Source organism: Clostridium liquoris (assembly GCF_002995785.1).
GTDB lineage: Bacteria > Bacillota > Clostridia > Clostridiales > Clostridiaceae > Clostridium_AO > Clostridium_AO liquoris.
This window is the reverse complement of record NZ_PVXO01000073.1, coordinates 19776-42900: the sequence shown is the minus strand read 5'-3', so window position 1 is coordinate 42900 and position 23125 is coordinate 19776. Positions and strand designations below refer to the sequence as shown.

The following is a 23125-nucleotide window of genomic DNA, read 5'->3' as shown; positions in this document are numbered from 1 at the left end:
TTAAATAAGTGGTAAATTTATTTATTGTTTTAATAGTTTTAGCCATAAGTATATTTTTGTTTAAAAAAGCTAGTGGTACATTAGCACCAAATAAATTAAATATGATTTCATATATATTTTATTTATTTATAGTTCAAACATACATAGGTGCTAGCTTAATATTTTTAGGATTAAGAAAACATTATCTAGTTGAGAAAATATTAAATCCCTCAACCATAGATAAGACATATTACATGGTAGCTTATACTGCTATTATGTTTCCATTGGTAATGTATTTAACAGCTAAACTAATTAAGGTTGATATTGGTAAAAGTTATAATGATTATTTAAAAAAGAATATTGAAGTAATAGACGAAAAATATGAGTTTATTACTGTGCTTACAGTATGTATTATATGTATATTTTCTGTAATTTATATGTTTATAAAAATTGGTTATGTACCCTTTATAGACTTAGTCTTGCATAATGATCCTCATAGATTTATGACTAAGAGAATAGAATTAACCAATAATTTCCCAGGAAATCAATATATAAAAAATATTATAGCTATGAATTTTACGCCTATACTTTCATATATTACTTTTGTATATGCTAAAAATACTAAGAAAGCTAAATGGATAATTCTATTTTTAATTATGTTTGTATGTACTGTATTTGTAAAAACTTACAACTATTCTAAATCACCTTTGGCCTTTTATATATTTGGATTTGTATTTTTACTTATAATAACCAGTAAGGGTATAAGCAAAAAAAACTTGATAAAAGTATTCATTGCAAGTATTGCTGTTATAGTGGTTATGTACCTTAAAATAGGATATTATTTTAATTCAGGACTTCACATATATAGTGGCCCTCTAGGAAGAATTTTTTATACCCAAGTAGCTACTTTGTTTTTACATGTGGATTTATTCCCAGCATTCCTGCCATTTTTACATGGGAAAAGTTTATATCCTACCATTTTACACTTATTGGGTTCTAATGAAACTTATGTGCGTTCAGGTAAAATAGTTATGGATTTTTATAACCCAGAAGGTGTTTTTAATGGAGTAGCAGGTGTAATGAATACTATATTCATAGGAGAAGCCTATGCGAATTTTGGAATGATAGGTACTATTATAGCACCTATATATGTAGGAATAGTATGCCAGTTGGTGTTTATATTATTCTTGAAAATGAAAAAAACACCTATAAATATAGGTTTCTTTGTTAGCATCATATTAACTTTTGGAACTATGAGTCAGGCTGGATTTACAGATTTTATCTATAATTCCACAGTAATAAGTGTATTTTTATTACTTCTGGCTATGAATATAATAATTAATCTTTTTAAAAGGATAGCAAAATAAATTCTTAGGAGTGCATAAATGTGGATAAGAAGAGATGCATAATTCATTTTCCATTTTATATAGATGAAAAGTTCCCATCGGGATCCAATATTAGGCCTATAGAATTTATGAAAGCTTTTAAGGATATTGGATATGATGTAGATGTAATTATGGGTTATGGAAAAGAAAGAAAAGGTGCAATTAAAAAAATAAAAGATAATATAGCAAATGGGGTAAAATATAGCTTTGTATATTCAGAGAGTTCAACAGAACCAACTATTTTAACTGAGAAGAATCATATACCAAAATATGCATTTTTGGATTTTAATTTTTTTAAATTTTGTAAAAAAAATGGACTTAAAATAGGACTGTTTTATAGGGATATATACTGGGTATTTGATGAATATAAAAATAGAGTACCATTTCATAAAAGATATCCAGCTGTAGCATGCTATAAATATGATTTGAAAATGTATAATAAATTTGTTGATGTTTTGTATTTGCCATCAATGAAAATGTATGAATATATTCCTTTTGATTTTACTGGGAACGTTGCAGAATTACCACCTGCCACTGAAATAGATAAAGTTAGTGAATTAAACAATATAAATATTGATAATAAAAATATTTTAAAGATATTTTATGTGGGAGGAATTAGTAAATTATATAATATTCAAAAATTATTTCAAGCTGTAAAAGAAAAGAAATATGTGGAGCTAACGGTTTGTTGTAGAAAAAATGAGTGGGAAAATGAAAAGCATATATATGAAAAGTATTTATGTGATAGAATAAACATAGTACACAAATCAGGGGACGAATTAATACCTTATTTTGAAGAAGCAGATTTATTTAGCCTCTTTTTTGAACCTAATGAATATAGAAAATTTTCAATGCCTGTTAAGTTATTTCAATATTTAGGTTATGCAAAGCCAATAATATCTACTTCGAATACTGCTACAGGAGATTTTGTTAAGAAGTATGATATAGGATGGGAATTAGATTATTCTACGGAAGAGCTGTTAAATTTATTTGATAAAATATATGATAATAAATTATGTTTGGATAATAAGATAAAAAATATTAAAGCAATAATAAAGGACAATACTTGGAAGGCTAGAGCAAATCAGGTGGAGAAGGATTTATCTATATAAATAATTGTTTGGAGGATATTAAATGAGAATTTGTTACTTAGCGGATATAAATAGTGTTCATACAAAAAAATGGTGTAACTTTTTTAAAGCTAAGGGTTATGAGATTCATGTAATAAGTTTAACTGATGGAACAATCGAAGGTGTTAAGGTTCATAGCCTTAATTTAGATTTAAAAAAAATACAAAGTAATGGCTTCATATATAAATTCAAGTATTTATTTCAGATAAATAAAGTTAAAAAATTAGTTAAAGAAATAAATCCTGATATATTACATTCTCATTATGCTTCTAGTTATGGCTTATTAGGCGCTCTAACTAAGTTTCATCCTTTTATTATATCTGTATGGGGAAGTGATGTTTATGAGTTCCCTAAGAAAGGTTTAATATCCAAATATGTCTTAAAGTATAATTTATCTAAATGTGACACTATTTTATCTACTAGCAAGGTTATGGGAGAAGAAACTAAAAAATACATAAATAGGGACATAGAAATAACACCTTTCGGGGTTGACATAGATTTTTTTAAACCGATGACTAATGTAGTTAAGGATAAAGATAAAATAATAATTGGCACGGTAAAATCATTAGAAACCAAGTACGGAATAGAATATTTAATAAAAGCTTTTGGAGAGTTGAGAAAAAAATATAGTAATATAAAGCTAGAAATAGGTGGAGAAGGTTCTCAAAGACATAATTTGGAGAATATGGCCAAGGACTTAAATATATTTGAGGATGTGCAGTTTTTAGGGAGACTGACAGCTAGAGAAGTAGTGGAAGCGTTAAATAGATACGATATAGCAGTGTTTCCATCCTTAGTAGAAAGTTTTGGAGTTGCAGCTGTTGAGGCACAAGCCTGCGGAGTACCTGTTATAGCTTCCAATGTAGGTGGATTACCTGAAGCAACAAATCCTGGAGTAAGCAGCTTATTAATAGAAAGAGAAGATGTGAAGGGCTTATGTGCAGCTTTAGAAAAATTAATTGAGGATCCTAAATTAAGAAGGGAAATGGGCGATAATGGAAGAAGGTTTGTAGAAGAAAATTATAATATAGAAAAAAACTTTGAAAAAGTAAATCAAATCTATAAAAAACTATTATCTTAAAATGCAAATGGAGGAATAGGAAATGAAGATTATTACAGTAATTGGAGCAAGACCTCAATTTATAAAGGCGGCAGCGGTTTCTAATATTATCAGAAAGGAATTTGAAGAAATATTAGTACATACAGGACAACATTATGATGAAAATATGTCTAAGGTATTCTTTGATGAACTAAATATACCTAAACCTGACTATAATATGGGAATTGGATCAGGAAATCATGGTCAGCAAACAGGAACTATGCTGATAGAATTGGAAAAAATATATTTAAAAGAAAAGCCTGATTTAGTTTTAGTATATGGAGATACTAACTCAACTTTGGCTGGAGCTTTAGCTGCTAGTAAACTATTAATACCTGTTGCTCATGTGGAAGCTGGACTTAGAAGTTTTAATATGAATATGCCAGAAGAGCAAAATAGAATTTTAACAGACCATATATCCAGTATATTATTTCCTCCAACAGAAACAGCTGTTGTTAATTTGAAAAATGAAGGAATAAAAAATTCTGTTCATAATGTGGGAGATGTAATGTTTGATGCTGTATTAGACTTTAAAGAGCTGGCAAAGAAAAAATCAAATATAGTAAATGAATTAAATTTAATAGAAAACAAGTACATATTAACTACCATACATAGAGCTGAAAATACAAATGATATAAATAGATTAAGAAATATTATTCAGGCTTTAAACGAAAGTAATAAGACTATAGTATTGCCACTTCATCCTAGAACAAAAAAATATATAGATAGCTATGGATTAAGCTTTAATAACAATGTTAAGGTAATTGAACCTATTGGATATTTAGATATGATAAGTTTGGAAATGCATGCAGAAAAAATTGTTACAGATAGCGGTGGAGTACAAAAGGAAGCCTTCTTCATGAAAAAGCCATGTATAACCATGAGGGATGAAACAGAATGGGTAGAAACTGTACAAAATGGTTGGAATACTATTGTTGGGACAGATAAAGAAAAAATATTAAGTGCAATAATGAATTTTGTTCCTAATAGAGAACAAGAAAATATTTTTGGTGATGGCAAAGCAGGAGAAAAAATATTAAAAGTAATAAAGGAAGCAATAAAATAATTATATTTAAGCAAAGTTACACGAGGTGAAATAATGAGGATATTATTTTTAACGCAATATTGTCCACCAGAAGTGGGGGCACCTCAAAACAGAATTTTTGAGTTTGCAAAGCAGTTAAAAAAGTTTGGACATGAAGTTACTATATTAACTGCAATGCCTAATTATCCTAAAGGTGAAATATTTGATGAGTACAAAGGAAAGAAGCTTGTTAAAGAAGAATTAGATGGAATTAAAATAATAAGAACTGGTATATATGCCACAAAGGAAAAATCTTTTACAAAAAGGTTGAAAAATTATCTTTCCTTTACTTTCTCCTCTGTACTTCAAGGCATGAAGCAGGTTGGAAAACAAGATGTGGTGATTACTGAATCCCCACCACTATTTTTAGGATGGTCAGGATATGTAATTTCAAAGAAAATAGGTGCTAAGTTCATATTTAATGTGTCAGATTTATGGCCTGAATCAGCTATTAAACTAGGTGTATTACATAATAAATTGCTTATAATCATGTCAACTTGGTTAGAAGAATTTTGTTATAGAAAAGCCGCTGCGGTTACTGGTCAAACACAAGGTATAGTTGATAATATTGTGCAAAGAGGATTTGGAAAAGATAAAGTACATTTAATAACCAATGGTGTGGATACAGGGTTCTTTAAAAAAGAAAATAGAGATGAAAGTTTTAGAAAAGAAATTAATATAGAAGATAAATTTGCTGTTTGTTATGCTGGTATTCATGGAATTGCCCAAGGTCTTGAAGTGATTATAAAGGCTGCTGACATATTAAGAGATGAAAAGGGTATTCAGTTTGTTTTTGTAGGAGATGGACCGGAAAAGAAAATGCTTATGGATATGGTAAGAAAAAGAAAACTTGAAAATGTTTTATTCTTACCTGTTCAACCAAAACCTAAAATGCCTAGGATAATAGCTTCAATGGATGCTACGGTAATACCTTTAAAAAAATTGGATTTATTTAAAGGAGCTCTTCCGTCAAAAATGTTTGAGGCATTATCTTCAGAGCTGCCAATAGTATTAGCAGTAGAAGGAGAAGCAGAAAAGCTTATAAATAATGCTAAAGCTGGAATAGTTGTGGAACCAGAGAATGAAAAAGAAATAGCAGAAGCAGTATTAAAGTTATATAAAGATAGAGAATTAAGAGAAACCTTAGGAGCTAATGGCAGAAAATATGTTATGAAAAATTATTCTAGAGAAACTATAGCAAGGAAGCTAGAAAAAATATTGATGGAACTATAAATATGGCAAATATAGATAAAAAAATTGTAGTTTTAAACTTTACCTATATATAGAAAAGTAACATTGAATAGCTTTTGACATTAATGGATTTGTCAAAAGCTATTTATAAGTTATCTTAAATTGTGGAGGTTACAATGAAAGAAAGCAACACACTAAAGTTTGCAATTAAACATGGCTTCATCCAGATTTTTAGTGCAAATTTTATAAATAAAGTAATACAATTCGGTATAACCATTGTATTAACTAGAATTTTAGAAAAAAAGGTATATGGAAGTTTCATTTATGCCCAAAATATTCTTAATATGTTTTTGCTTTTAGAAGGACTTGGCATGGTATCAGGTATACTTCAATATTGCAGCATGGAAGATGATAAGGAAAAAAAGCTGTCCTATTTAAAATATGCTTTAAAGGTAGGAATATTATTTAATGGTTTAATTGCTATTAGCATAATACTATTTACTTTGTTTTTTGAGCTGCCTGTTAAAGGCAGTACAGAAATATTAGGATATTTTTCACTTATTCCTTTGCTAACTATATTTTTTAATGAAATGCAGACTTTTTTGAGAACAGAATTGAGAAATAAAGAATTTTCTATATTATCTGTTACTAATACATTTTTATTTTTTATTGGTAACTTAGTTCTAGGAATTTTATTTAATATTAAAGGTATAGTAATTGGAAGATATCTTTCTTATATTTTATCAATTTTTTTAGGAATATATATGTTAAAGGATGATTTAAAGAGGTTGGTTCATATTGATTATCCTAAATTAGCGGAAAGAAAAGAATTCCTTAAGTATTCAATAGTATGCTGCTTAACTAGCTCAATGTCTCAACTTTTATATTTAATGGATACTTTTTTAGTAGGTTTAATAATAAAGGATCAAAGTATAGTAGCATCATATAAAACAGCAACTTTAGTACCTTTTAACTTGGTGTTTATACCTAACTCAATCATAATGTTTATTTATCCATATTTTGCAAAAAAGTATGATGATAAAAAATGGATAAAAGAAAAATATAATATTTTACAAAAATATTTATTCTTATTTAATGCTGCTATTACCATATTTTTAATAATATTTGCTCCTCAAGTGATAAATATACTGTTTACCAAGAGTTATGCAGACTCATTATCTACATTTAGAATACTAATGGTGGGATATTTTATTTCAGGAACCTTTAGAATACCATCAGGCAATATACTATCTAGTATGAAAGAGGTTAAAGTAAACTTTTATAATTCTATAATTTCTGGAGTTGCAAATATATTATTAGATATAGCATTAATTAAAAAGATGGGTTCAAATGGTGCAGCTATAGCAACAGTTGCAGTTTATATAATATCATCTTTAATTTCAAATATATATTTACATAAAAAGTTAAAATAATTAAAGACCACAGGTGAAGTAAAATCCTCCTGTGGTCTTTATGCTAATTAGCATGATTTATATGGAGATATTTAATATTGAATAGTTTATAATATTTATATATAATTTAGTAATAGCTTTGCAAAATTCAAAAGAAAAGGAAGGTGAACATATGGAGATATATTATAATAACTTATTAAGACTATTAATATATTTATATATTATTTTATTACCCATTTTGCCAAGTAAATTTAGGCTTAAGGGAGTGCCTTTTAATGGAGATATAATATTATTATTTATTATACTATTGTATTTACTAGGCATAATAATCATTAAAAACAATAGAAAAAAATTTATAACAAAGATTAAAAGCTTTTTTAGCAATGGTTTAAATATATCTATTTTACTTTTAATAATAGTTATGTTTTTATCCACCACATATGCTGTGGACAAAGTTACTGCTTTAAAAGAAAGTTTAAGATTCTGCAGCTATATAATTTTATATTTTATTATATATGCAGAAATAGATAGTACAGAAAAAATAAATAAGGCTTTAGCCAGTTATATATTTACTTGTATTATAATAAGCTTAGTGAGCATATTTGATTATATTAAAGGCATAGGGGCACCTCAACCTAGCAGTTATGGTATTAATATTAGGGTTGAATCTTTACTAGAAAACTCAAATAATTTAGGAGCATTTTTTGTAATGGCTATTTTCCCTTGTATAATGCTATTAATATATGAAAAGGACAAGAAAAAGAAAATATTTTACTTAATTTCATCATTATTATTTTTATTTAATATAGTTGCAAGTTTTTCTAGAAATGCTTGGTTAGGATTTGCAATAGGATGCTTATTAATAATAGTAATGTATGAAATTAGATTTCTTATTCCAGTGGCAATTTTAGGAGGTTTATCTTTATTTATACCAAAAATATACAATAGGCTTAGAGAATTTAATGATTTAAGCCAAAATCTTTCCAGAATAAAATTGTGGGAAACTGCCCTTTATATGATAAAGGATCATCCTATTTTAGGTGTAGGCATAGGAAATTTTGCTTCTCTTTATGATGAATATATAAAAAAATATAGGGATTTAAGATATTGTGGTTATAAAGTATATCACCCGCACAATATATTTTTGAAAATGCAATGTGAATTAGGTATTATAGGAAGTATAGCATTTATTGTAATGATTATATTTATTGTAGTGAAATTGAGACAATTAATAAATAGAGAAGAGAATAATTTTTATAAATTATATTATAAAGGATTTTTCGTATCTTTTATTGCATTTATGTCTATGAATTTAATAGATAATTTTTTCTCTGCTCCAAAGGTTATAGCATATTTTTGGATTTTATTAGCCTTGTCCCAATCAATTATGAATAGACATAATAATAGAAGCAGCATTTATTATTAATACTTAAATAATTTAGGCAGGTGATAAAAATTAAAGTATTACAGGTTATATCAGGGAATGATAATGGTGGTGGTGGAAATCACGTAATTAATATTTGCAGCAGCAATATTTTAGATATGAAATGTGAAATAGCTTGCATAGGTGAAGGAGATTTATATGAAAAAGCTGGCGAATTTTCTATACCAGCAGTTAGTTTCACTTTTAAGGAAATGATAAGGGGAAGCCTTGTTAAATATATTAAACGAAATGAAATAGATATAGTAAATTTTCATGGACCTAAAGCTAATTTTATATATTCATTAATTAAGAAAAAGCTATCTATTCCAGCGGTTACTACTATTCATAGCGATTATAGATATGATTTCTTAAATGATAAAAAAAAGAAGTATTTATATACACCTTTAAGTACTATGGCATTAAAAAAGTTTAATAACTATATATGTGTTTCAAATTATTTAAAAGAGCTTTTAAAACATAAGGATTTTAAGGGAGATAAATATGTAATTCCTAATGGTATAGATTTTAAAAAATACAATGTTGAAATAGGTAGAGAAGAATTAAGAAAAAAATACAATTTAAAACAAGATGATTTTATTTATATAATGGTTGCTAGAATGCATCCTATAAAAAATCATATTAATCTTATAAAAGCTTTTAACACCTTGCAAAAAGATTTTTCAAATGTAAAGCTGCTTTTATTAGGAGATGGGGAGTTAGAAAATGAATTGAAAGCCCTTGTTAATGATTTGAATATAAATGATAAGGTAATATTTACTGGCTTTAAAAAACATTCTATTGATTTTATAAATGCTTCAGATGTAAGTATACTAACCTCTTTTAATGAAGGTGGAGCTCCACCTCTAGTAGTGCTGGAGAGTGCCTTAGTAAAGAAAACAATTATATGTTCAGAGGTAGGAGATATGCCTCTTATAATTAATAGTTCCAATGGATTTTTAATAAATCCTTACTCAGAACGAGATATTTATGATAAAATGAAAAATGTGTATTTAAATAAAGAAAAATTAAGTATTAAGGGAGAAAATTTATATAAGAGTGCTTTAAATAAATTTTCTATTGAAGCCTTTTGGGAAAATTACTATAAGACATATAATGAAATATTAACTGGAAGTGAAGTGAATGAGTAAGGATAAATTTTTTAAAAGCTCTGCAATAGTAATGATACTTATTATTATAGGGAAGGTGCTTGCTGTAGTAAGGGATTCTTTAGTGGCAGCTAAATTTGGAATTACCTATATAGCAGATATATATAATTTTTCTATAGGAATGGTTTATTTATTAACCACTATAAGTTATGGATTAACTACCACTTTTATACCATTAAATACTGATCATATAAAAAAATATACAAAAGAAAAAAGAAATAAGTTTGTAAATAATGTAATAAATACTTATGGTATTTTTACGATAATACTTACAATAATTTTAATATTATTGTCTAAATATATAATTATTATTTTTGGCAATAGATTTAGCAATGATACTGAAGTCTTTAATATGTCTGTAACTGTAATAAGAATAATGTTTTTATCTTTAATTTTTATTAGCCTTCAAAGTATAGTAACTGGTGCATTGCAATGTCATAATGAATTTTATGAACCAGCGGCTATGTCTATAGTATCCAATATTGTTTTTATAGTGTACTTGGTGTTTTTTACAAAAAGTTATGGTATCTACGGATTTGCAGTGGCTACAGTAATAGGGTTCTTTGCTCAGTTTATAATAAATGTACCCAAATTTAAAAAATTGGGATATAAATATGAATTTTTTATTGACTTTAAAGATAGTGAATTAAAAAAGATGCTAATATTGATGGTACCTGTTATAATAAGCACATCTGTGATCCAATTAAATAATTTTATTAATAGAGCTTTTGCTGTAAATATATTTGAAGGTGCAGTAGCGGTTTTGGATTTAGCCAATAAATTAAATACTTTGGCTTATGAAGTATTTGCTATAGGTATAGCTATGGTTATATATCCGACACTATCTCAATATGCCTCAGGGAAAAACTTAAAGGAATATAAAGAAGCTCTTTTAAAAGGAATAAATACTATACTTTTAATTATGATACCGGCAGCTTTTGCTATAGCTATACTTAGAACACCTTTAATAACTTTACTTTTTAAAAGGGGTATGTTTGATGAGAAAGCTGTAGAATTAACTTCTAATGCATTACTATTTTTTACTCCTGCTATGGTGGCTTACGGAGTAAGGGACATTTTAAATAAAGCATTTTATGCAGTGAAAGATACTAAAACCCCCATGATAAATAGTTTTTTGGGGATAATAATAAATATTATTATAAATATTTTCATAGTAAAGTATATGAAGGTTTCTGGATTAACTTTGGCTACATCTATATCCTCTATATTAACTACAATTCTTATGATGATTAGTTTGAATAAAAAGCTAAATGGCATTAATTTAAGAAATATGTTCATAAGTTTTGTTAAAATTTTATGTTCTTCAATAATTATGGGAATTGCAATATTTTTCATAAATAAAAATTCTATGGCTTTATTTGGGATGAATATGAAAGGGAGCATAATATCTTTAAGTATTTCTTTTATATTAGGCAGTTTAGTTTATTTTTTAAGTATATATGTTTTAGGAATTGAAGAGTTTACATATTTTATTAATTTATTAAAGAGTAAAATTAAAATAAAATAAGGAGGTTAGTATGGAGAATAATACAATACAAATAGATTTAGATAAACATATAAAAAGCAAAAGGTTTCAATTTGTTATAAAAAGAATAATGGATATAATATTATCCTTCATAGGTATAATAATACTTTCTCCAATATACTTAATATTGATAATCCTAATTAAGTTAGATTCAAAGGGACCTGCTATATTTAAACAAGTAAGAGTAGGAAAAGACGGAAAGAATTTTATCATATATAAATTTAGAACCATGGTTGTAAATGCGGAAAAAAAGAGGGAATTAGAAATAGATCCTAATGATATAGGAAACTTTGTATTTCAAAGTAAGGAAGATAATAGGGTAACCAAAGTAGGGTCTTTTTTAAGGAAAAGCAGTTTAGATGAAATACCTCAATTATTTAATGTATTTATAGGGAATATGAGCCTTGTAGGCCCTAGACCAGAAATACCTGATGTGGTTAAATATTATCCACCAGAATATAGACAAAGATTATTAGTTACTCCAGGAATAACTGGACTTGCTCAGGTTAGTGGAAGAGGAGAAATAGAACTACAAAAAACTATTCACTATGATTTAGTGTACATTAAACAATTTTCTGTGCTTTTAGATATAAAAATATTATTTAAAACTGTTTTTTCGGTGTTCAAAAAAGAAGGGGCTTTTTAACTTTAGTGCCACAGCCCCCTTATTTATATTTGGAGGATGTTTATGTTTACTAAGATATTGACATATGATGTATATAATGAAAGTAGAGAAAACTTTATGCAATACATAAAAAAATTTAATAAGATACATATAATTTCTGGTAATCCGGAAGTGCTAAATAGCGGGTTAAATAATGAAATGTTATTTAAAAATTTTACACAGAAGAATTCTGTGATTATACCAGATGGCATAGGTACAGTTATTGCTTCTAAAATTGTGGGAAACAAAGTAGAAGAAAAAATAGCCGGAATAGAGGTTATGGAAGAAATAATAAAGCTATGTGAAAAAGAAGAAAAAGGTATATATTTATTAGGAACCAAAGAAGAAACCTTAAATAAATGTATAAATAATTTGAAAATAAAATATCCTAAATTAAAAATACTAGGAAGTCATAATGGTTTTTTTGATTTAGACAACTGTTATGAAATAATAAGTGAAATAAATAAGTTAAATCCTTATGCTTTATTTGTAGCTATGGGAGCACCGAGGCAAGAAATATTTATAAGTAAATATATGGACAGTATATCAGCTACTATATTTATGGGCGTTGGAGGAAGCTTTGATGTAATGGCAGGAGAAGTAAAAAGGGCCCCAAAGTGGATGATAAGCATGGGACTTGAATGGCTTTATAGAGTAGGTAAGGAGCCTTGGAGAATAAAAAGATTATCATCTATACCTAAGTTTTTAGTGAAGGTTATTCAAAATAGGTAATAGATAATAGATAATAAGTAATAGATAATAGATAATAGATAAGAGGTAAGAGTTTATGAAAAAATTCAGCAAGGCTGAATTTTCACCACAACTATTACTTCTTAGTTCTTACCTCTTACTTAAACTATGCTCTGTACTCTGAAAAAAGTGCATCGCACTTTTTTACTTAAGTTCATCTAAAGATGCAAATCTATATCCCTTAGATTTTAATTCTTTAATTACACTATCTAAAATTTCGGTATTTGTTTTGGAAACCGCATGCAATAAGAAAATACCTCCATTGTGAGTTCTTTCATTAATGAGTTTTTTTGCATATTCCTGACTTGGCTGCTTATTAGGATCCCAATCATTATATGCAAAGCTCCAAAAGATGGTTTTATAACCTAGCTCTTTTGTATATTGCAAGGAAAGTTCACTGTATTTGCCCATAGGAGGTCTAAAATACTTAGGCATTTTCTTTCCAGTTAAATCTTCAAAAGCCTTTTCTGTATCTGTCAGCTCTTTATCAAAGACGTCTTTTCCTTTTAATGCTGCTTGAGCCATAGAAGGATGATGATTGGAATGGTTACAAACTAAATGACCTTCATCTACCATTCTCTTAACTAAGTCCTTATTGCTATTTATATAAGGAACTACAACGAAAAATGCTGCTTTTACATCATTGGCTTTTAGTATATCTAATATTTTTCCAGTATATCCATTTTCATACCCTTCGTCAAAGGTTAAATAGATAACCTTCTCTGAAGTATCACCCAAGTAATAAGCTGAATTTTTATTAATTATATTTAAAACATCATCTGGCGCTCCTGAAGGTGTACCATCTTTTTTAGGTACAAAGAACCAATCTCTTTCCTTTGTATCCGTGGACACATTGTTTGAAGATTTCTCATTGGCATCTTTTTTAGGCTGATTTTTTGTATTATTAGCATCTGTGGGCTTTTTTATTTCTTTTTTATCTTCCACATTTTTATTTGGGGTAGATTTTTTTTCAATTTTAGAATCATCTTTAGATTCATTTTTTGGAATATCTGTTGAAGGCTTTTCAATATTAGAAGAAGCCATAGAATTATTATTTGACTTTTTATTAATGAATCTTCCATAGGTCAAAGTTCCCAATGATAACACTAAGCATAAGGTTAATACTAAAGTTTTTCTTTTCACCTTTTATCACCTACCATTAGTATGATATACTTTAGTTTATGTGTATTATTAATTTATATACGATGGAGAGATATGAAATGTACGAATTATTTGTAAAAAAAATCATGGAGCTATATAGTATTATTTTACAACCCATAGATAATATATACAAGAAGATAGCTATAATAAATTATAAGAAAATTTTTAATATGGGAAATGACGTAACCTTTGGTAAGTTTTATTATAGATTGTTAAAGGGTAACAAGAATATGGGAATAGTATATACTCCAGAAGAAATAGCAAGATATATCATAGAGAATACAGTAAAGATAGATGATTTAATAGATAATCCTTATATTAAAATAGTTGATCCAGCTTGTGGTTGTGGCAATATCATAATTCCATTATTTAAACATTTATATAAAATGTACATGGAAAATATGGAGACAATAAATAATAAAAATAAAATGTTATTGAATAAGGATAATGTAAAAGAACACATAATAAAAAATAATATATATGGTATAGATATAGATAGCATAGCTACTAAAATACTTTCCATAGATCTATTCCAAATAAGCGGCGTGGTATGCAGTGAAAATATATTAAATATGGATTTCTTGATGGATGAAATACATGATAAGTTTAACATATTTTTAGGCAATCCTCCTTATATTGGCCATAAGACCATAGAAAAGGACTATTCAAAACAAATTAAAGAAAAGTATAGAGAGGTTTATAAAGATAAGGGAGATTTAAGTTATTGTTTTTTCAAAGGAGCTATTGTTAATTCAGAGCCTAAATTCAAGGTGAGTTTTATTACCTCTAGATATTTTATGGAATCTCAAAGTGGAGAGAATTTGAGAAAATTTATTGTAGATAATTTTAATGTGGTAGAGATTGTAGATTTTTATGGCATTAGGCCTTTTAAAGGTACAGGAATAGATCCAGTTATACTGTTTTTAAAGGATAAAAGTAGTAATGGTGCAGAAAAGGTTAAAGTTATAAAACCTATGGATAAAAGCAAAGAAGATAAAAAAGCTTTTGTAAACTCATTTTTTTTAAAAAAAGGCAACCTATATAATAGTTATTTTGTGGACAGTAAAGAACTTGGAGAAAAAAGGTGGATTTTAAGAGAAGAAAAGGAATTAAATATATTTAGGAAAATCCAAGAAAAATCTACATTTAAACTTAAGGATATATGTGAAAGTTATCAAGGAATAATTACAGGATGTGATAAGGCTTTTATTGTAACCCATGAAGATATAGTAAAGGAACAATTAGAAGAAAGTATAATTAAGCCTTGGATAAAAAGTAGTTTCATTGAAAAAAACTGTGTAAAAACCCTGGATAAGTTTATAATCTATTCAAATGACATAGAGGATATAAGCAATTACCCTAATATAAATAATCATTTAATGCCTTATAAAAAGAAATTAATGAATAGAAGAGAATGTATTAAGGGAATTAGAAAGTGGTATGAACTTCAATGGGGAAGAAATTCAGATATATTTAAAAAAGAGAAAATTATTTTTCCATATAAAAGCAAGGATAATAGATTTGCTTTAGATAAAGGAAGCTATTTTAGTGCGGATATTTACTCCATAGTACTAAAGGAGAATAGTGATTTCAACTATAATTTTTTATTATTTTTACTAAATAGCAAAATATATGAATTTTACTTTCATTCCTTTGCAAAGAAATTAGGAGAAGATTTATATGAGTATTACCCTAATACATTGATGGATATGATGATCCCTAAGAAGTTTTCAACTAAAAACTATGATGAAAACTGTCTTTATGAATATTTTAATTTTACAGAAGAAGAAGTCAATATTATAAAGAATAAATAATAAAGAAAAAATAATAAATATGGAAAGAATTTTTTCGAAAAATTCTAGTTAAAAGTAAATAGAGGAAATTCGCTACAGCGAATTTCCTTCAATATTTATTATCTATTATTTCTTATTTTTTATTTGATATTTATCAGGTCTTCAACAAACTTTGGCAGAGCAAAAGAAGCTCTATGTATTTTTTCAGTATAATATCTTGTTTCAAAGGGAATTTTTTCAGGTAATTGTGCATTTTCAGGATCATGTTTTTTAGATCCAATAGTAAAACTCCAATATCCTGAAGGATAAGTTGGAATTGCAGCCATAAATAATTTAGTTACAGGGAATACGGCTTTAGCATCATCATAAACTCTTTTTACTACATCAGGTAGATAGAAAGGAGTTTCTGTTTGTGCTACAAATATTCCATCTTCAGTTAAACATTCAAATATTTCTTTATAGAAACTTCCACCAAATAAACCTTCAGCAGCTCCAAAAGGATCTGTAGAGTCAATTATTATAACGTCAAATTCATTTTTATGCTCATGAACATACTTAATTCCATCACCTATAAATACTTCACATCTACTATCTTCTAAAGCACAGCTTATTTCTGGAAGATACTTTTTACATTCTATAATTACATCCTCATCTATTTCGCATAATACAGCTTTTTCCATAGAAGGATGTTTTAATATTTCTCTTATAGTTCCTCCATCTCCGCCACCAACAACTAATACTTTTTTAGGATTTGGATGAGTAAATAGTGGAATATGAGTTATCATTTCATGATAAACATATTCATCTTTTATAGTAGTTTGTACTATACCATCTAGAAGCAACATTCTTCCTAAAGCATAAGTGTCTACAATAGCTAAATCTTGATATTTAGTCTTTTTTCTCACTAAAGTTTCTTTTACTTTGTAAGTCATTGCTGCATCAGAAATTTGAGCTTCTCGTAACCATAAATCCATTGTTGTACCTCCCTTCCATTATAATATAAAAAATAGTACATTTATTATAGCAATGATTTATATTATAAGCAAGTTATATAGATTTATGAAATTTTGGCTGTTTTTGTATAAAGATTCATGGTATGGATATAATAAATAATAAAAAAGTTATACCATAAAAAGAAGGAAAATTATGGTACATGTAGAATAAAGGTAAATAAGCATTTAGTAAAAAAATGGACAAATAATTAGAAATGAAAATGGGGGGAAATATATGTATCTTAAATTTGAAAATAATAATGAAAAACTATTAGTACATATGATGGGAGAATTAGATCATCATAGTGCAGAGGAAGTAAGAAATAAAATAGATGATAGATTAAATAGAGATGATATGAAAAAACTTATAATGGATTTTTCAGGGGTTTCATTTATGGACAGCTCTGGTATAGGCGTAGTAATTGGCAGATATAAAAAATTGGCCTATAAAAATGGGACTGTTTGTATAACTAATGTAAATGAAACTGTTAGAAGAGTATTTGAATTATCAGGAATGTTTAAAATCATAAAATTATACAATAGCAATGAAGAAGCATTGGAGAATATTTAATGGGGGGAAAATAATAATGTACGATAACATGATGAAAATAGAGTTTTTAAGCAAGTCAGAAAATGAAAGCTTTGCTAGGGTAGCAGTAGCAGCTTTTGCATCCCAATTAGATCCAACTATTGATGAAATAACTGATGTAAAAACAGCAGTTTCTGAAGCAGTTACAAATTCTATAATACATGGATATGGAAAAGAAGAAGGCATTGTTAAAATACAAGCCTTTATTCAAGGAAATGAGCTTACTGTTATAGTTTCAGATGAAGGAGTAGGCATAGATAATGTTGAATTAGCTATGCAGCCACTATACACTTCAAGGCCGGACTTAGAAAGGTCTGGCATGGGATTTACTGTAATGGAATCTTTTATGGATAACTTAAAGGTACAGTCTGAAAAGGGAAAAGGTACTGAAATTATTATGAAAAAAGCTTTTAAATCATTAAGTTAGGTGAATAATATGAATGAACAAGCGGTAAAAAAGGGTATATATGGTTATGAAGATAATTTAGCACTGATAGGAAAGGCTAGAGATGGAGATAAAGAGGCATTAAATAAGGTGGTTGAGATAAATCTACCTTTGGTTTCTGCTATAAGTAAAAGGTTCTTAAATAGAGGATATGAATATGAAGACATCTATCAAATAGGATGTATGGGCTTGGTAAAGGCTATTAATAATTTTAACCCAGACTATGGAGTAAAATTTTCAACTTATGCAGTGCCTATGATAATGGGTGAAATAAAAAGATTTATAAGAGATGATGGTATAATAAAGGTAAGCAGGAGTATAAAAAATACAGCAAGAAAATTACATTATGATAAAGAAGAATTAGCAAAAAAGTTAAATAGAGAACCTACTATAGAAGAATTGTCAGAATTCTCAGGAGTAGACGCTGAGGACATAATTTTTGCTACAGAATCTGCTAGTAGTATGCAGTATCTATATGATACTATTCATCAAGATGATGGTTCCCCTATAATGCTTATAGATAAAATAAGCGAGGATTATGAGGAAGACAATGAAATTGTAAATAAAATTGCTTTAAAAGAAGCACTTAATAAGTTAGATATTAAATCTAGACAAATTATCATGCTTAGATATTTTAAAGACAAAACCCAGGTAGAAGTAGCTAAAATGCTTGGTATTAGTCAGGTACAGGTGTCTAGAATAGAAAAAAGAGTATTAAAAATTATGAAAGAGAAGCTAAATGGATAGGATAATTTAATTATCCTATTTTTTTAGGTTAAAAATTAATTTTATGTATAAAATAAGAATGATAATTGAAACAGAGGTGATTGTATGAAATCCAATGAAAAACATATAAGAAAAAGGTTTGACCAATTATCCGCTGAAATTGAACCTAAAAAAGATCTATTAAGGCATTGCATAAATGCTTTTATCGTAGGAGGAATAATATGTGATATAGGGCAGTTTGTTAATAACTTTTTTTTAAATATGGGTGTACCAAAGGAGGAAGTTGGAACTTATGTGTCTATAGTCATGGTATTCATAGGAGCCTTGCTTACTGGCATTGGAATATATGATAGGATAGCTACTTTTGCAGGAGCAGGAACTATAGTGCCTATAACAGGATTTTCAAACTCCATAGTATCGCCTGCAATGGAATTTAAAAAAGAAGGATATGTATTTGGTGTAGGAGCTAAAATGTTTACTATAGCCGGCCCAGTGTTGGTATATGGATTAAGTACCTCAGTTTTAGTAGGGGTAATATATTATATTTTAAAAATAATTTAACATTAAGAAGTAAATACTATTTTTATAAGTTGTATATTTTTTAGAAAGAAGGTGATTTCTTGACAAAAAAGGTAGGAAAACAAACCTTAAAAATGGAGAATAAGCCTAGAATAATATCTACTTTTAGTATAGTTGGTCCTAAGGAAGGTAAAGGGCCTTTAAAGGATTACTTTGATGTTATAAAAAATGATGATTTAGCAGGAAAGGACAGCTATGAAAAAGCTGAAAGCAATATATTATATACTGCAGTAACTGAGAGTATAAAAAAAGCAAATCTAAAAGAGGATGATATAGATTTTTTGTTTGCCGGAGACTTGTTAAACCAATTAACATCTTCAAGTTTTGCTGCAAGAGATATGAATATCCCATTTTTAGGTCTTTATGGGGCATGCTCAACTATGACAGAATCATTATCTATAGCATCTATGGTTATGGATGGAGACTTTGCCAATTATATAATAGCAGCCACATCCTCCCATTTCTCTTCAGCAGAGAGACAATTTAGATTTCCACTAGAATTCGGATCACAAAGACCTCCAACAGCTCAATGGACAGTAACAGGATCCGGCGCTATGGTACTAGGGAGAGAAGGAAATTTTCCATATGTAACATACGTGACTATAGGAAAAGTAAAGGATTATGGAATAATTGATGCAAATAATATGGGAGCGGCTATGGCACCAGCTGCAGTATCTACTTTATATAATCACTTTAAGGATACAGGAAGATCCCCTAAGGATTATGATGTAATTGCCACAGGCGATTTAGGTAAAGTAGGCAAGGAAATAACAGCTAAATTGCTTAAAGATTATGGTTATGATATCAGCCATAATTATATAGATTGTGGTGAGGAAATATTTGATAATGAGACACAGGGAACAGATTCTGGAGGCAGTGGTTGTGGATGTTCTGCAGTTGTCTTATGCGGATATCTATATAAAAATATGTTAAGTGGAAAATTTAAAAGGATATTAGTAGTATCCACAGGTGCACTTATGAGTACTACTTCATCTCTTCAGGGTGAGAGTATCCCAGGTATAGCCCATGCGGTGGCAATAGAATATGGTACTGGAGGAAGTTAAACTATGATGAATGATTATGTAAGTGCCTTTATAGTAGGTGGATTGATTTGTGTTATAGCTCAAATTCTCATAGATAAAACAAAATTTACACCTGCAAGAATACTAGTAAGTTTTGTTACCTTGGGGGTTATTTTAGGAGCACTAAACATATATGATGTAGTAATAAGATTTGGAAAGGCTGGAGCCACCATACCATTACCTGGATTTGGTTACACTTTAGCGAAATCAACTATAAAAGAAGTTAATGAAAAAGGATTGATAGGCGCATTTACTGGTGGCATAAAAGGAGCTGCAGGCGGAATAACAGCAGCAATATTTTTTGGATATGTGGCAGCTTTACTTTTTGATCCAAAAACGAAAAAATAAGATATACCCCGAATTATTATGGGGCATATCTTTTTTAATTTTTTATCTCCTGATTATTATTAGAATTATTTGCAGGAGGTTTTTTATCATTTGGATTATTGTTGCTATTATCCGTATTAGTATTTTCCGTTGGAGGTGTTATTTTATTTATTTCATCTTGTGTGTGTTTTTCGTCTCCTGTTTGTCCATCTTTTTGGCCTTTTTGGTCTTTTTTGTCGTTTCCATCATTTTTGTATTTTTTGTCATTTTCATTGTTTCCATCGTTTCCATCATTTTTATACTTTTTGTCATTTTCATTCTTCCCGTTATCTGGTGATGGGCTAGGAGTTATTCCTTTATGAAAATCACATAATTCTGTTGGAACTGTATTTTCCATAAAGAGTTCATTTCTTATTCTATCTTTAGGACATAGTGCTGTAGGTATTTTTCCTGAATCAGCACATATAGGAACTTCTACTATACCATTAGGCATTGGCATTTCCTTATATTCTAAATTTTTATGGGCTTCTTTCATTATCATACCCCATAATAATGCAGCATCATTACTTCCTATATATCTTCCATAGGCTAGATTATCATTAAAGCTTGAATTATCATCGTTACCAATCCATATTGCTCCAGAATAATAAGGTGTAAGACCTGTAAACCAAAGGTCTATAGAATTAGTAGTTGTACCAGTTTTACCTCTAGCCATAGGGCTAAAGTTAGCTGAAGGACCTGTACCTCCAGGTGAAACTGGGCCTTTTAGTAAATCATACATTATATAAGCGGCTTGTGGAGATAGAACTTTAGATGAAGAATATTTGTTTTCCAATATTACTTTACCAGTTCTGTCCACCACCTTTTTATAAAGTACGGGTTCTGCCCTCATACCATTATTACCGAAAACTCCATAAGCATCAGCCATGGCTAGGGTGTTTGTACCACTGGTGCCATGTTTCCCAGTTAGCTGACCCAAGGAAAGTGCAGAAATACTTGTTTCATCGGAATTTTTATCTAAAGTTAATCCAAACTTTTTTGCATAACTTGCTCCAGTTTTTAAGCCAAGTTCATGTTCAATTCTTACAGCCACTACGTTTTTTGATTTTTGGAGGGCTGTCCTTAAAGGCATATTTCCATCATAGACACCATTATCGTTTCTAGGATTATAAGGTTTACCATTGTCAGGATAAAGCTTTCCTATTTCTTCTGGCACTGGTGCATCATCGTATATAGTAGCTGGGGTAGCTAACTTAGTATCTATGGCTGGTCCATATACTGTTAAAGGTTTAATACTAGAACCAGCAGCTCTATAAAATTCTGTTGCTCTGTTAAATGATAGAGGAGGCTGTTGTCCTCTTCCGCCAATTAAAGCTTTAACCTCTCCTGTGTGATAATCCATTATTGTAGCTGAAGCTTGAGGTTCCAATATTTTTTTATTATCTTTTGATTTAATGCCTAATATACTATCCATATTGTCTAAAGTATTTTGAGTATAATCCTGCAATGATTTGTTCATGGTAGAATAAATTTTAAGTCCACCATACATAATCATGCGATCAGCATCATTACTACTTAGATGATATTGAGCCATTAAATCTTTCTTTACTTGTTTAATTGCTTCCCTTGAAAACCATTCATAATTTAATTTATTGGCATTAATATTGGATTTTTTAAATACCAACTTGTTATTGTTTAAATCTGCTATAGCTTTATTATATTCACCTTCATTTATATAACCATTTTCTTTCATTTTACCTATTACTGTTTTTGTCCTATTTAAGTAGGGAGAAGAATTTTTTTGTGATGCTACAGCATAATAAAAAGTAGATGGACTTTGGATAATTCCTGCTAGAAAAGCGCTTTCAAGTAAATTTAAATCCTTTACGCTTTTACTAAAATATTGTTGAGAAGCAGCCTCTACTCCATAAGCACTTCCTCCTAAAGGTATAGTATTCATATATGCTTCTAAAATTTGTTCCTTACTTAATTGCTTCTCTAGTTCAGTGGCTAAATACCATTCCTGGACCTTTCTTTTAATCTTTACATCATCAGTAAGCAATGTTTTTTTTATAAGCTGTTGGGTAATAGTAGATCCGCCTTGCACCCCTGGCTTACCTGTAATCTTATTTGTTATAGTTATAAATGCAGCCCCAATGGTTCTTTTTAAATCAACACCATTATGGGTTTTAAATCTTTCATCTTCAATGCTAATAATAGCATTTTTTAAGTTGTTTGGTACATCCTTATAGGCTACCACAGTTCTATGCTGATCAGATACTACCATGTCCATTAATTGTCCACTATCTGTGTATATTAAAGATGGTTCACTTAAACTTAATATTTTATTTATATCTAAAGGTGGAGCTGTTTTTATCATAGCAAGACCAATTCCTAAAGCAGCAACAGCTGAAAATATAGCAAGTAAAAGTATTATTATAATGACTTTTTTTAAAGATTTAAAACGGGAACTTTTTTTCTTCTTTTTTTTCCCCATTTTCTTTTTCTCCATAACTTTCCTCCCGATATTTCTATTATTAATTATAACCAATTTTAAAATATTATATCATACAATAGGATTTTTATAAAATATATAAAAAGT

Annotated in this window: 21 protein-coding genes; 18 read left to right on the top strand and 3 right to left on the bottom strand. The window is 28.6% G+C overall.

Annotation, left to right across the window (positions count from 1 at the left end):
* Positions 1-8 precede the first annotated feature (8 nt).
* From CLLI_RS13695 to CLLI_RS13645, 11 genes are all read left to right on the top strand, one after another.
* Complete coding sequence (locus CLLI_RS13695) at positions 9-1346, top strand: O-antigen polymerase (protein ID WP_106064755.1); 1338 nt, start codon at positions 9-11, stop codon at positions 1344-1346.
* 20 nt (positions 1347-1366) lie between these two features.
* Positions 1367-2476, top strand: a complete 1110-nt coding sequence (locus CLLI_RS13690; RefSeq protein WP_106064754.1) for a glycosyltransferase family protein — start codon at positions 1367-1369, stop codon at positions 2474-2476.
* Between the two features lie 22 nt (positions 2477-2498).
* Entirely contained in the window at positions 2499-3575 is a 1077-nt protein-coding gene (locus CLLI_RS13685; protein WP_106064753.1) for a glycosyltransferase, read from the top strand.
* A gap of 22 nt (positions 3576-3597) precedes the next feature.
* The gene (gene wecB / locus CLLI_RS13680; protein WP_106064752.1) at positions 3598-4659 is read left to right on the top strand and encodes a non-hydrolyzing UDP-N-acetylglucosamine 2-epimerase; all 1062 of its coding nucleotides are present in this window, start codon (positions 3598-3600) and stop codon (positions 4657-4659) included.
* Positions 4660-4692: 33 nt separating this feature from the next.
* Positions 4693-5910 carry a glycosyltransferase family 4 protein gene (locus CLLI_RS13675; RefSeq protein ID WP_106064751.1) on the top strand — a complete coding sequence of 406 codons (1218 nt, stop codon included), beginning with the start codon at positions 4693-4695 and terminating at the stop codon, positions 5908-5910.
* 134 nt (positions 5911-6044) lie between these two features.
* Positions 6045-7301 (top strand): oligosaccharide flippase family protein, encoded by a 1257-nt coding sequence (locus CLLI_RS13670; RefSeq protein WP_106064750.1) that lies wholly within the window; start codon positions 6045-6047, stop codon positions 7299-7301.
* 151 nt (positions 7302-7452) lie between these two features.
* Positions 7453-8706, top strand: coding sequence for an O-antigen ligase family protein (locus CLLI_RS13665; RefSeq protein ID WP_106064749.1), 1254 nt, complete (start codon positions 7453-7455; stop codon positions 8704-8706).
* Positions 8707-8726: 20 nt separating this feature from the next.
* Positions 8727-9851, top strand: a complete 1125-nt coding sequence (locus CLLI_RS13660; protein ID WP_207655118.1) for a glycosyltransferase family 4 protein — start codon at positions 8727-8729, stop codon at positions 9849-9851.
* A complete protein-coding gene (murJ, locus tag CLLI_RS13655) occupies positions 9844-11397 on the top strand; it encodes a murein biosynthesis integral membrane protein MurJ (RefSeq protein WP_106064748.1) in 1554 nt (517 codons plus the stop codon). The genes CLLI_RS13660 and murJ overlap by 8 nt, the downstream gene beginning before the upstream one ends.
* 10 nt (positions 11398-11407) lie before the next feature.
* The gene (locus CLLI_RS13650; protein ID WP_106064747.1) at positions 11408-12061 is read left to right on the top strand and encodes an exopolysaccharide biosynthesis polyprenyl glycosylphosphotransferase; all 654 of its coding nucleotides are present in this window, start codon (positions 11408-11410) and stop codon (positions 12059-12061) included.
* Between the two features lie 42 nt (positions 12062-12103).
* Entirely contained in the window at positions 12104-12811 is a 708-nt protein-coding gene (locus CLLI_RS13645) for a WecB/TagA/CpsF family glycosyltransferase (RefSeq protein ID WP_106064746.1), read from the top strand.
* Between the two features lie 162 nt (positions 12812-12973).
* Here the strand turns inward: CLLI_RS13645 and pdaA are convergent, their stop codons facing one another.
* On the bottom strand, positions 12974-13972 hold the full coding sequence (gene pdaA, locus CLLI_RS13640; protein WP_242975612.1) for a delta-lactam-biosynthetic de-N-acetylase: 999 nt from the start codon (positions 13970-13972) through the stop codon (positions 12974-12976).
* 77 nt (positions 13973-14049) lie between these two features.
* Here pdaA and CLLI_RS13635 point away from each other — a divergent pair, with 77 nt between their 5' ends.
* Positions 14050-15804 (top strand): N-6 DNA methylase family protein, encoded by a 1755-nt coding sequence (locus CLLI_RS13635; protein ID WP_106064745.1) that lies wholly within the window; start codon positions 14050-14052, stop codon positions 15802-15804.
* Between the two features lie 119 nt (positions 15805-15923).
* Here the strand turns inward: CLLI_RS13635 and speE are convergent, their stop codons facing one another.
* Positions 15924-16757 carry a polyamine aminopropyltransferase gene (gene speE / locus CLLI_RS13630; protein WP_106064744.1) on the bottom strand — a complete coding sequence of 278 codons (834 nt, stop codon included), beginning with the start codon at positions 16755-16757 and terminating at the stop codon, positions 15924-15926.
* A gap of 253 nt (positions 16758-17010) precedes the next feature.
* Here speE and spoIIAA point away from each other — a divergent pair, with 253 nt between their 5' ends.
* The 6 genes from spoIIAA (at position 17011) to spoVAE (ending at position 20544) form a co-directional block, all read left to right on the top strand.
* Positions 17011-17346: an anti-sigma F factor antagonist gene (spoIIAA, locus tag CLLI_RS13625; RefSeq protein ID WP_106064743.1), complete on the top strand. Its 336-nt coding sequence runs from the start codon at positions 17011-17013 to the stop codon at positions 17344-17346.
* 16 nt (positions 17347-17362) lie between these two features.
* Positions 17363-17791 carry an anti-sigma F factor gene (spoIIAB, locus tag CLLI_RS13620; RefSeq protein WP_106064742.1) on the top strand — a complete coding sequence of 143 codons (429 nt, stop codon included), beginning with the start codon at positions 17363-17365 and terminating at the stop codon, positions 17789-17791.
* Between the two features lie 9 nt (positions 17792-17800).
* Complete coding sequence (sigF, locus tag CLLI_RS13615; protein ID WP_106064741.1) at positions 17801-18556, top strand: RNA polymerase sporulation sigma factor SigF; 756 nt, start codon at positions 17801-17803, stop codon at positions 18554-18556.
* A gap of 84 nt (positions 18557-18640) precedes the next feature.
* Positions 18641-19096 carry a stage V sporulation protein AC gene (spoVAC, locus tag CLLI_RS13610; RefSeq protein ID WP_106064740.1) on the top strand — a complete coding sequence of 152 codons (456 nt, stop codon included), beginning with the start codon at positions 18641-18643 and terminating at the stop codon, positions 19094-19096.
* Positions 19097-19155: 59 nt separating this feature from the next.
* On the top strand, positions 19156-20178 hold the full coding sequence (gene spoVAD / locus CLLI_RS13605; protein WP_106064739.1) for a stage V sporulation protein AD: 1023 nt from the start codon (positions 19156-19158) through the stop codon (positions 20176-20178).
* Between the two features lie 6 nt (positions 20179-20184).
* Positions 20185-20544, top strand: coding sequence for a stage V sporulation protein AE (gene spoVAE, locus CLLI_RS13600; protein WP_106064847.1), 360 nt, complete (start codon positions 20185-20187; stop codon positions 20542-20544).
* Between the two features lie 34 nt (positions 20545-20578).
* Here spoVAE and CLLI_RS13595 read toward each other — a convergent pair whose 3' ends face one another.
* On the bottom strand, positions 20579-23020 hold the full coding sequence (locus CLLI_RS13595; RefSeq protein WP_106064846.1) for a transglycosylase domain-containing protein: 2442 nt from the start codon (positions 23018-23020) through the stop codon (positions 20579-20581).
* Between the last annotated feature and the right edge of the window lie 105 nt (positions 23021-23125).

What these genes read in the sequence shown, in the direction of transcription:
- CLLI_RS13645 (WP_106064746.1), top strand. Translation starts at nt 12,104, where the DNA reads ATGTTTACTAAGATATTGACATATGATGTATATAATGAAAGTAGAGAA.
- murJ (WP_106064748.1), top strand. Translation starts at nt 9,844, where the DNA reads ATGAGTAAGGATAAATTTTTTAAAAGCTCTGCAATAGTAATGATACTT.
- sigF (WP_106064741.1), top strand. Translation starts at nt 17,801, where the DNA reads ATGAATGAACAAGCGGTAAAAAAGGGTATATATGGTTATGAAGATAAT.
- CLLI_RS13665 (WP_106064749.1), top strand. Translation starts at nt 7,453, where the DNA reads ATGGAGATATATTATAATAACTTATTAAGACTATTAATATATTTATAT.
- CLLI_RS13685 (WP_106064753.1), top strand. Translation starts at nt 2,499, where the DNA reads ATGAGAATTTGTTACTTAGCGGATATAAATAGTGTTCATACAAAAAAA.
- CLLI_RS13635 (WP_106064745.1), top strand. Translation starts at nt 14,050, where the DNA reads ATGTACGAATTATTTGTAAAAAAAATCATGGAGCTATATAGTATTATT.
- CLLI_RS13675 (WP_106064751.1), top strand. Translation starts at nt 4,693, where the DNA reads ATGAGGATATTATTTTTAACGCAATATTGTCCACCAGAAGTGGGGGCA.
- CLLI_RS13595 (WP_106064846.1), bottom strand. Translation starts at nt 23,020, where the DNA reads ATGGGGAAAAAAAAGAAGAAAAAAAGTTCCCGTTTTAAATCTTTAAAA.
- speE (WP_106064744.1), bottom strand. Translation starts at nt 16,757, where the DNA reads ATGGATTTATGGTTACGAGAAGCTCAAATTTCTGATGCAGCAATGACT.
- spoVAC (WP_106064740.1), top strand. Translation starts at nt 18,641, where the DNA reads ATGAAATCCAATGAAAAACATATAAGAAAAAGGTTTGACCAATTATCC.
- spoVAE (WP_106064847.1), top strand. Translation starts at nt 20,185, where the DNA reads ATGAATGATTATGTAAGTGCCTTTATAGTAGGTGGATTGATTTGTGTT.
- CLLI_RS13670 (WP_106064750.1), top strand. Translation starts at nt 6,045, where the DNA reads ATGAAAGAAAGCAACACACTAAAGTTTGCAATTAAACATGGCTTCATC.
- spoIIAB (WP_106064742.1), top strand. Translation starts at nt 17,363, where the DNA reads ATGTACGATAACATGATGAAAATAGAGTTTTTAAGCAAGTCAGAAAAT.
- CLLI_RS13650 (WP_106064747.1), top strand. Translation starts at nt 11,408, where the DNA reads ATGGAGAATAATACAATACAAATAGATTTAGATAAACATATAAAAAGC.
- spoIIAA (WP_106064743.1), top strand. Translation starts at nt 17,011, where the DNA reads ATGTATCTTAAATTTGAAAATAATAATGAAAAACTATTAGTACATATG.
- wecB (WP_106064752.1), top strand. Translation starts at nt 3,598, where the DNA reads ATGAAGATTATTACAGTAATTGGAGCAAGACCTCAATTTATAAAGGCG.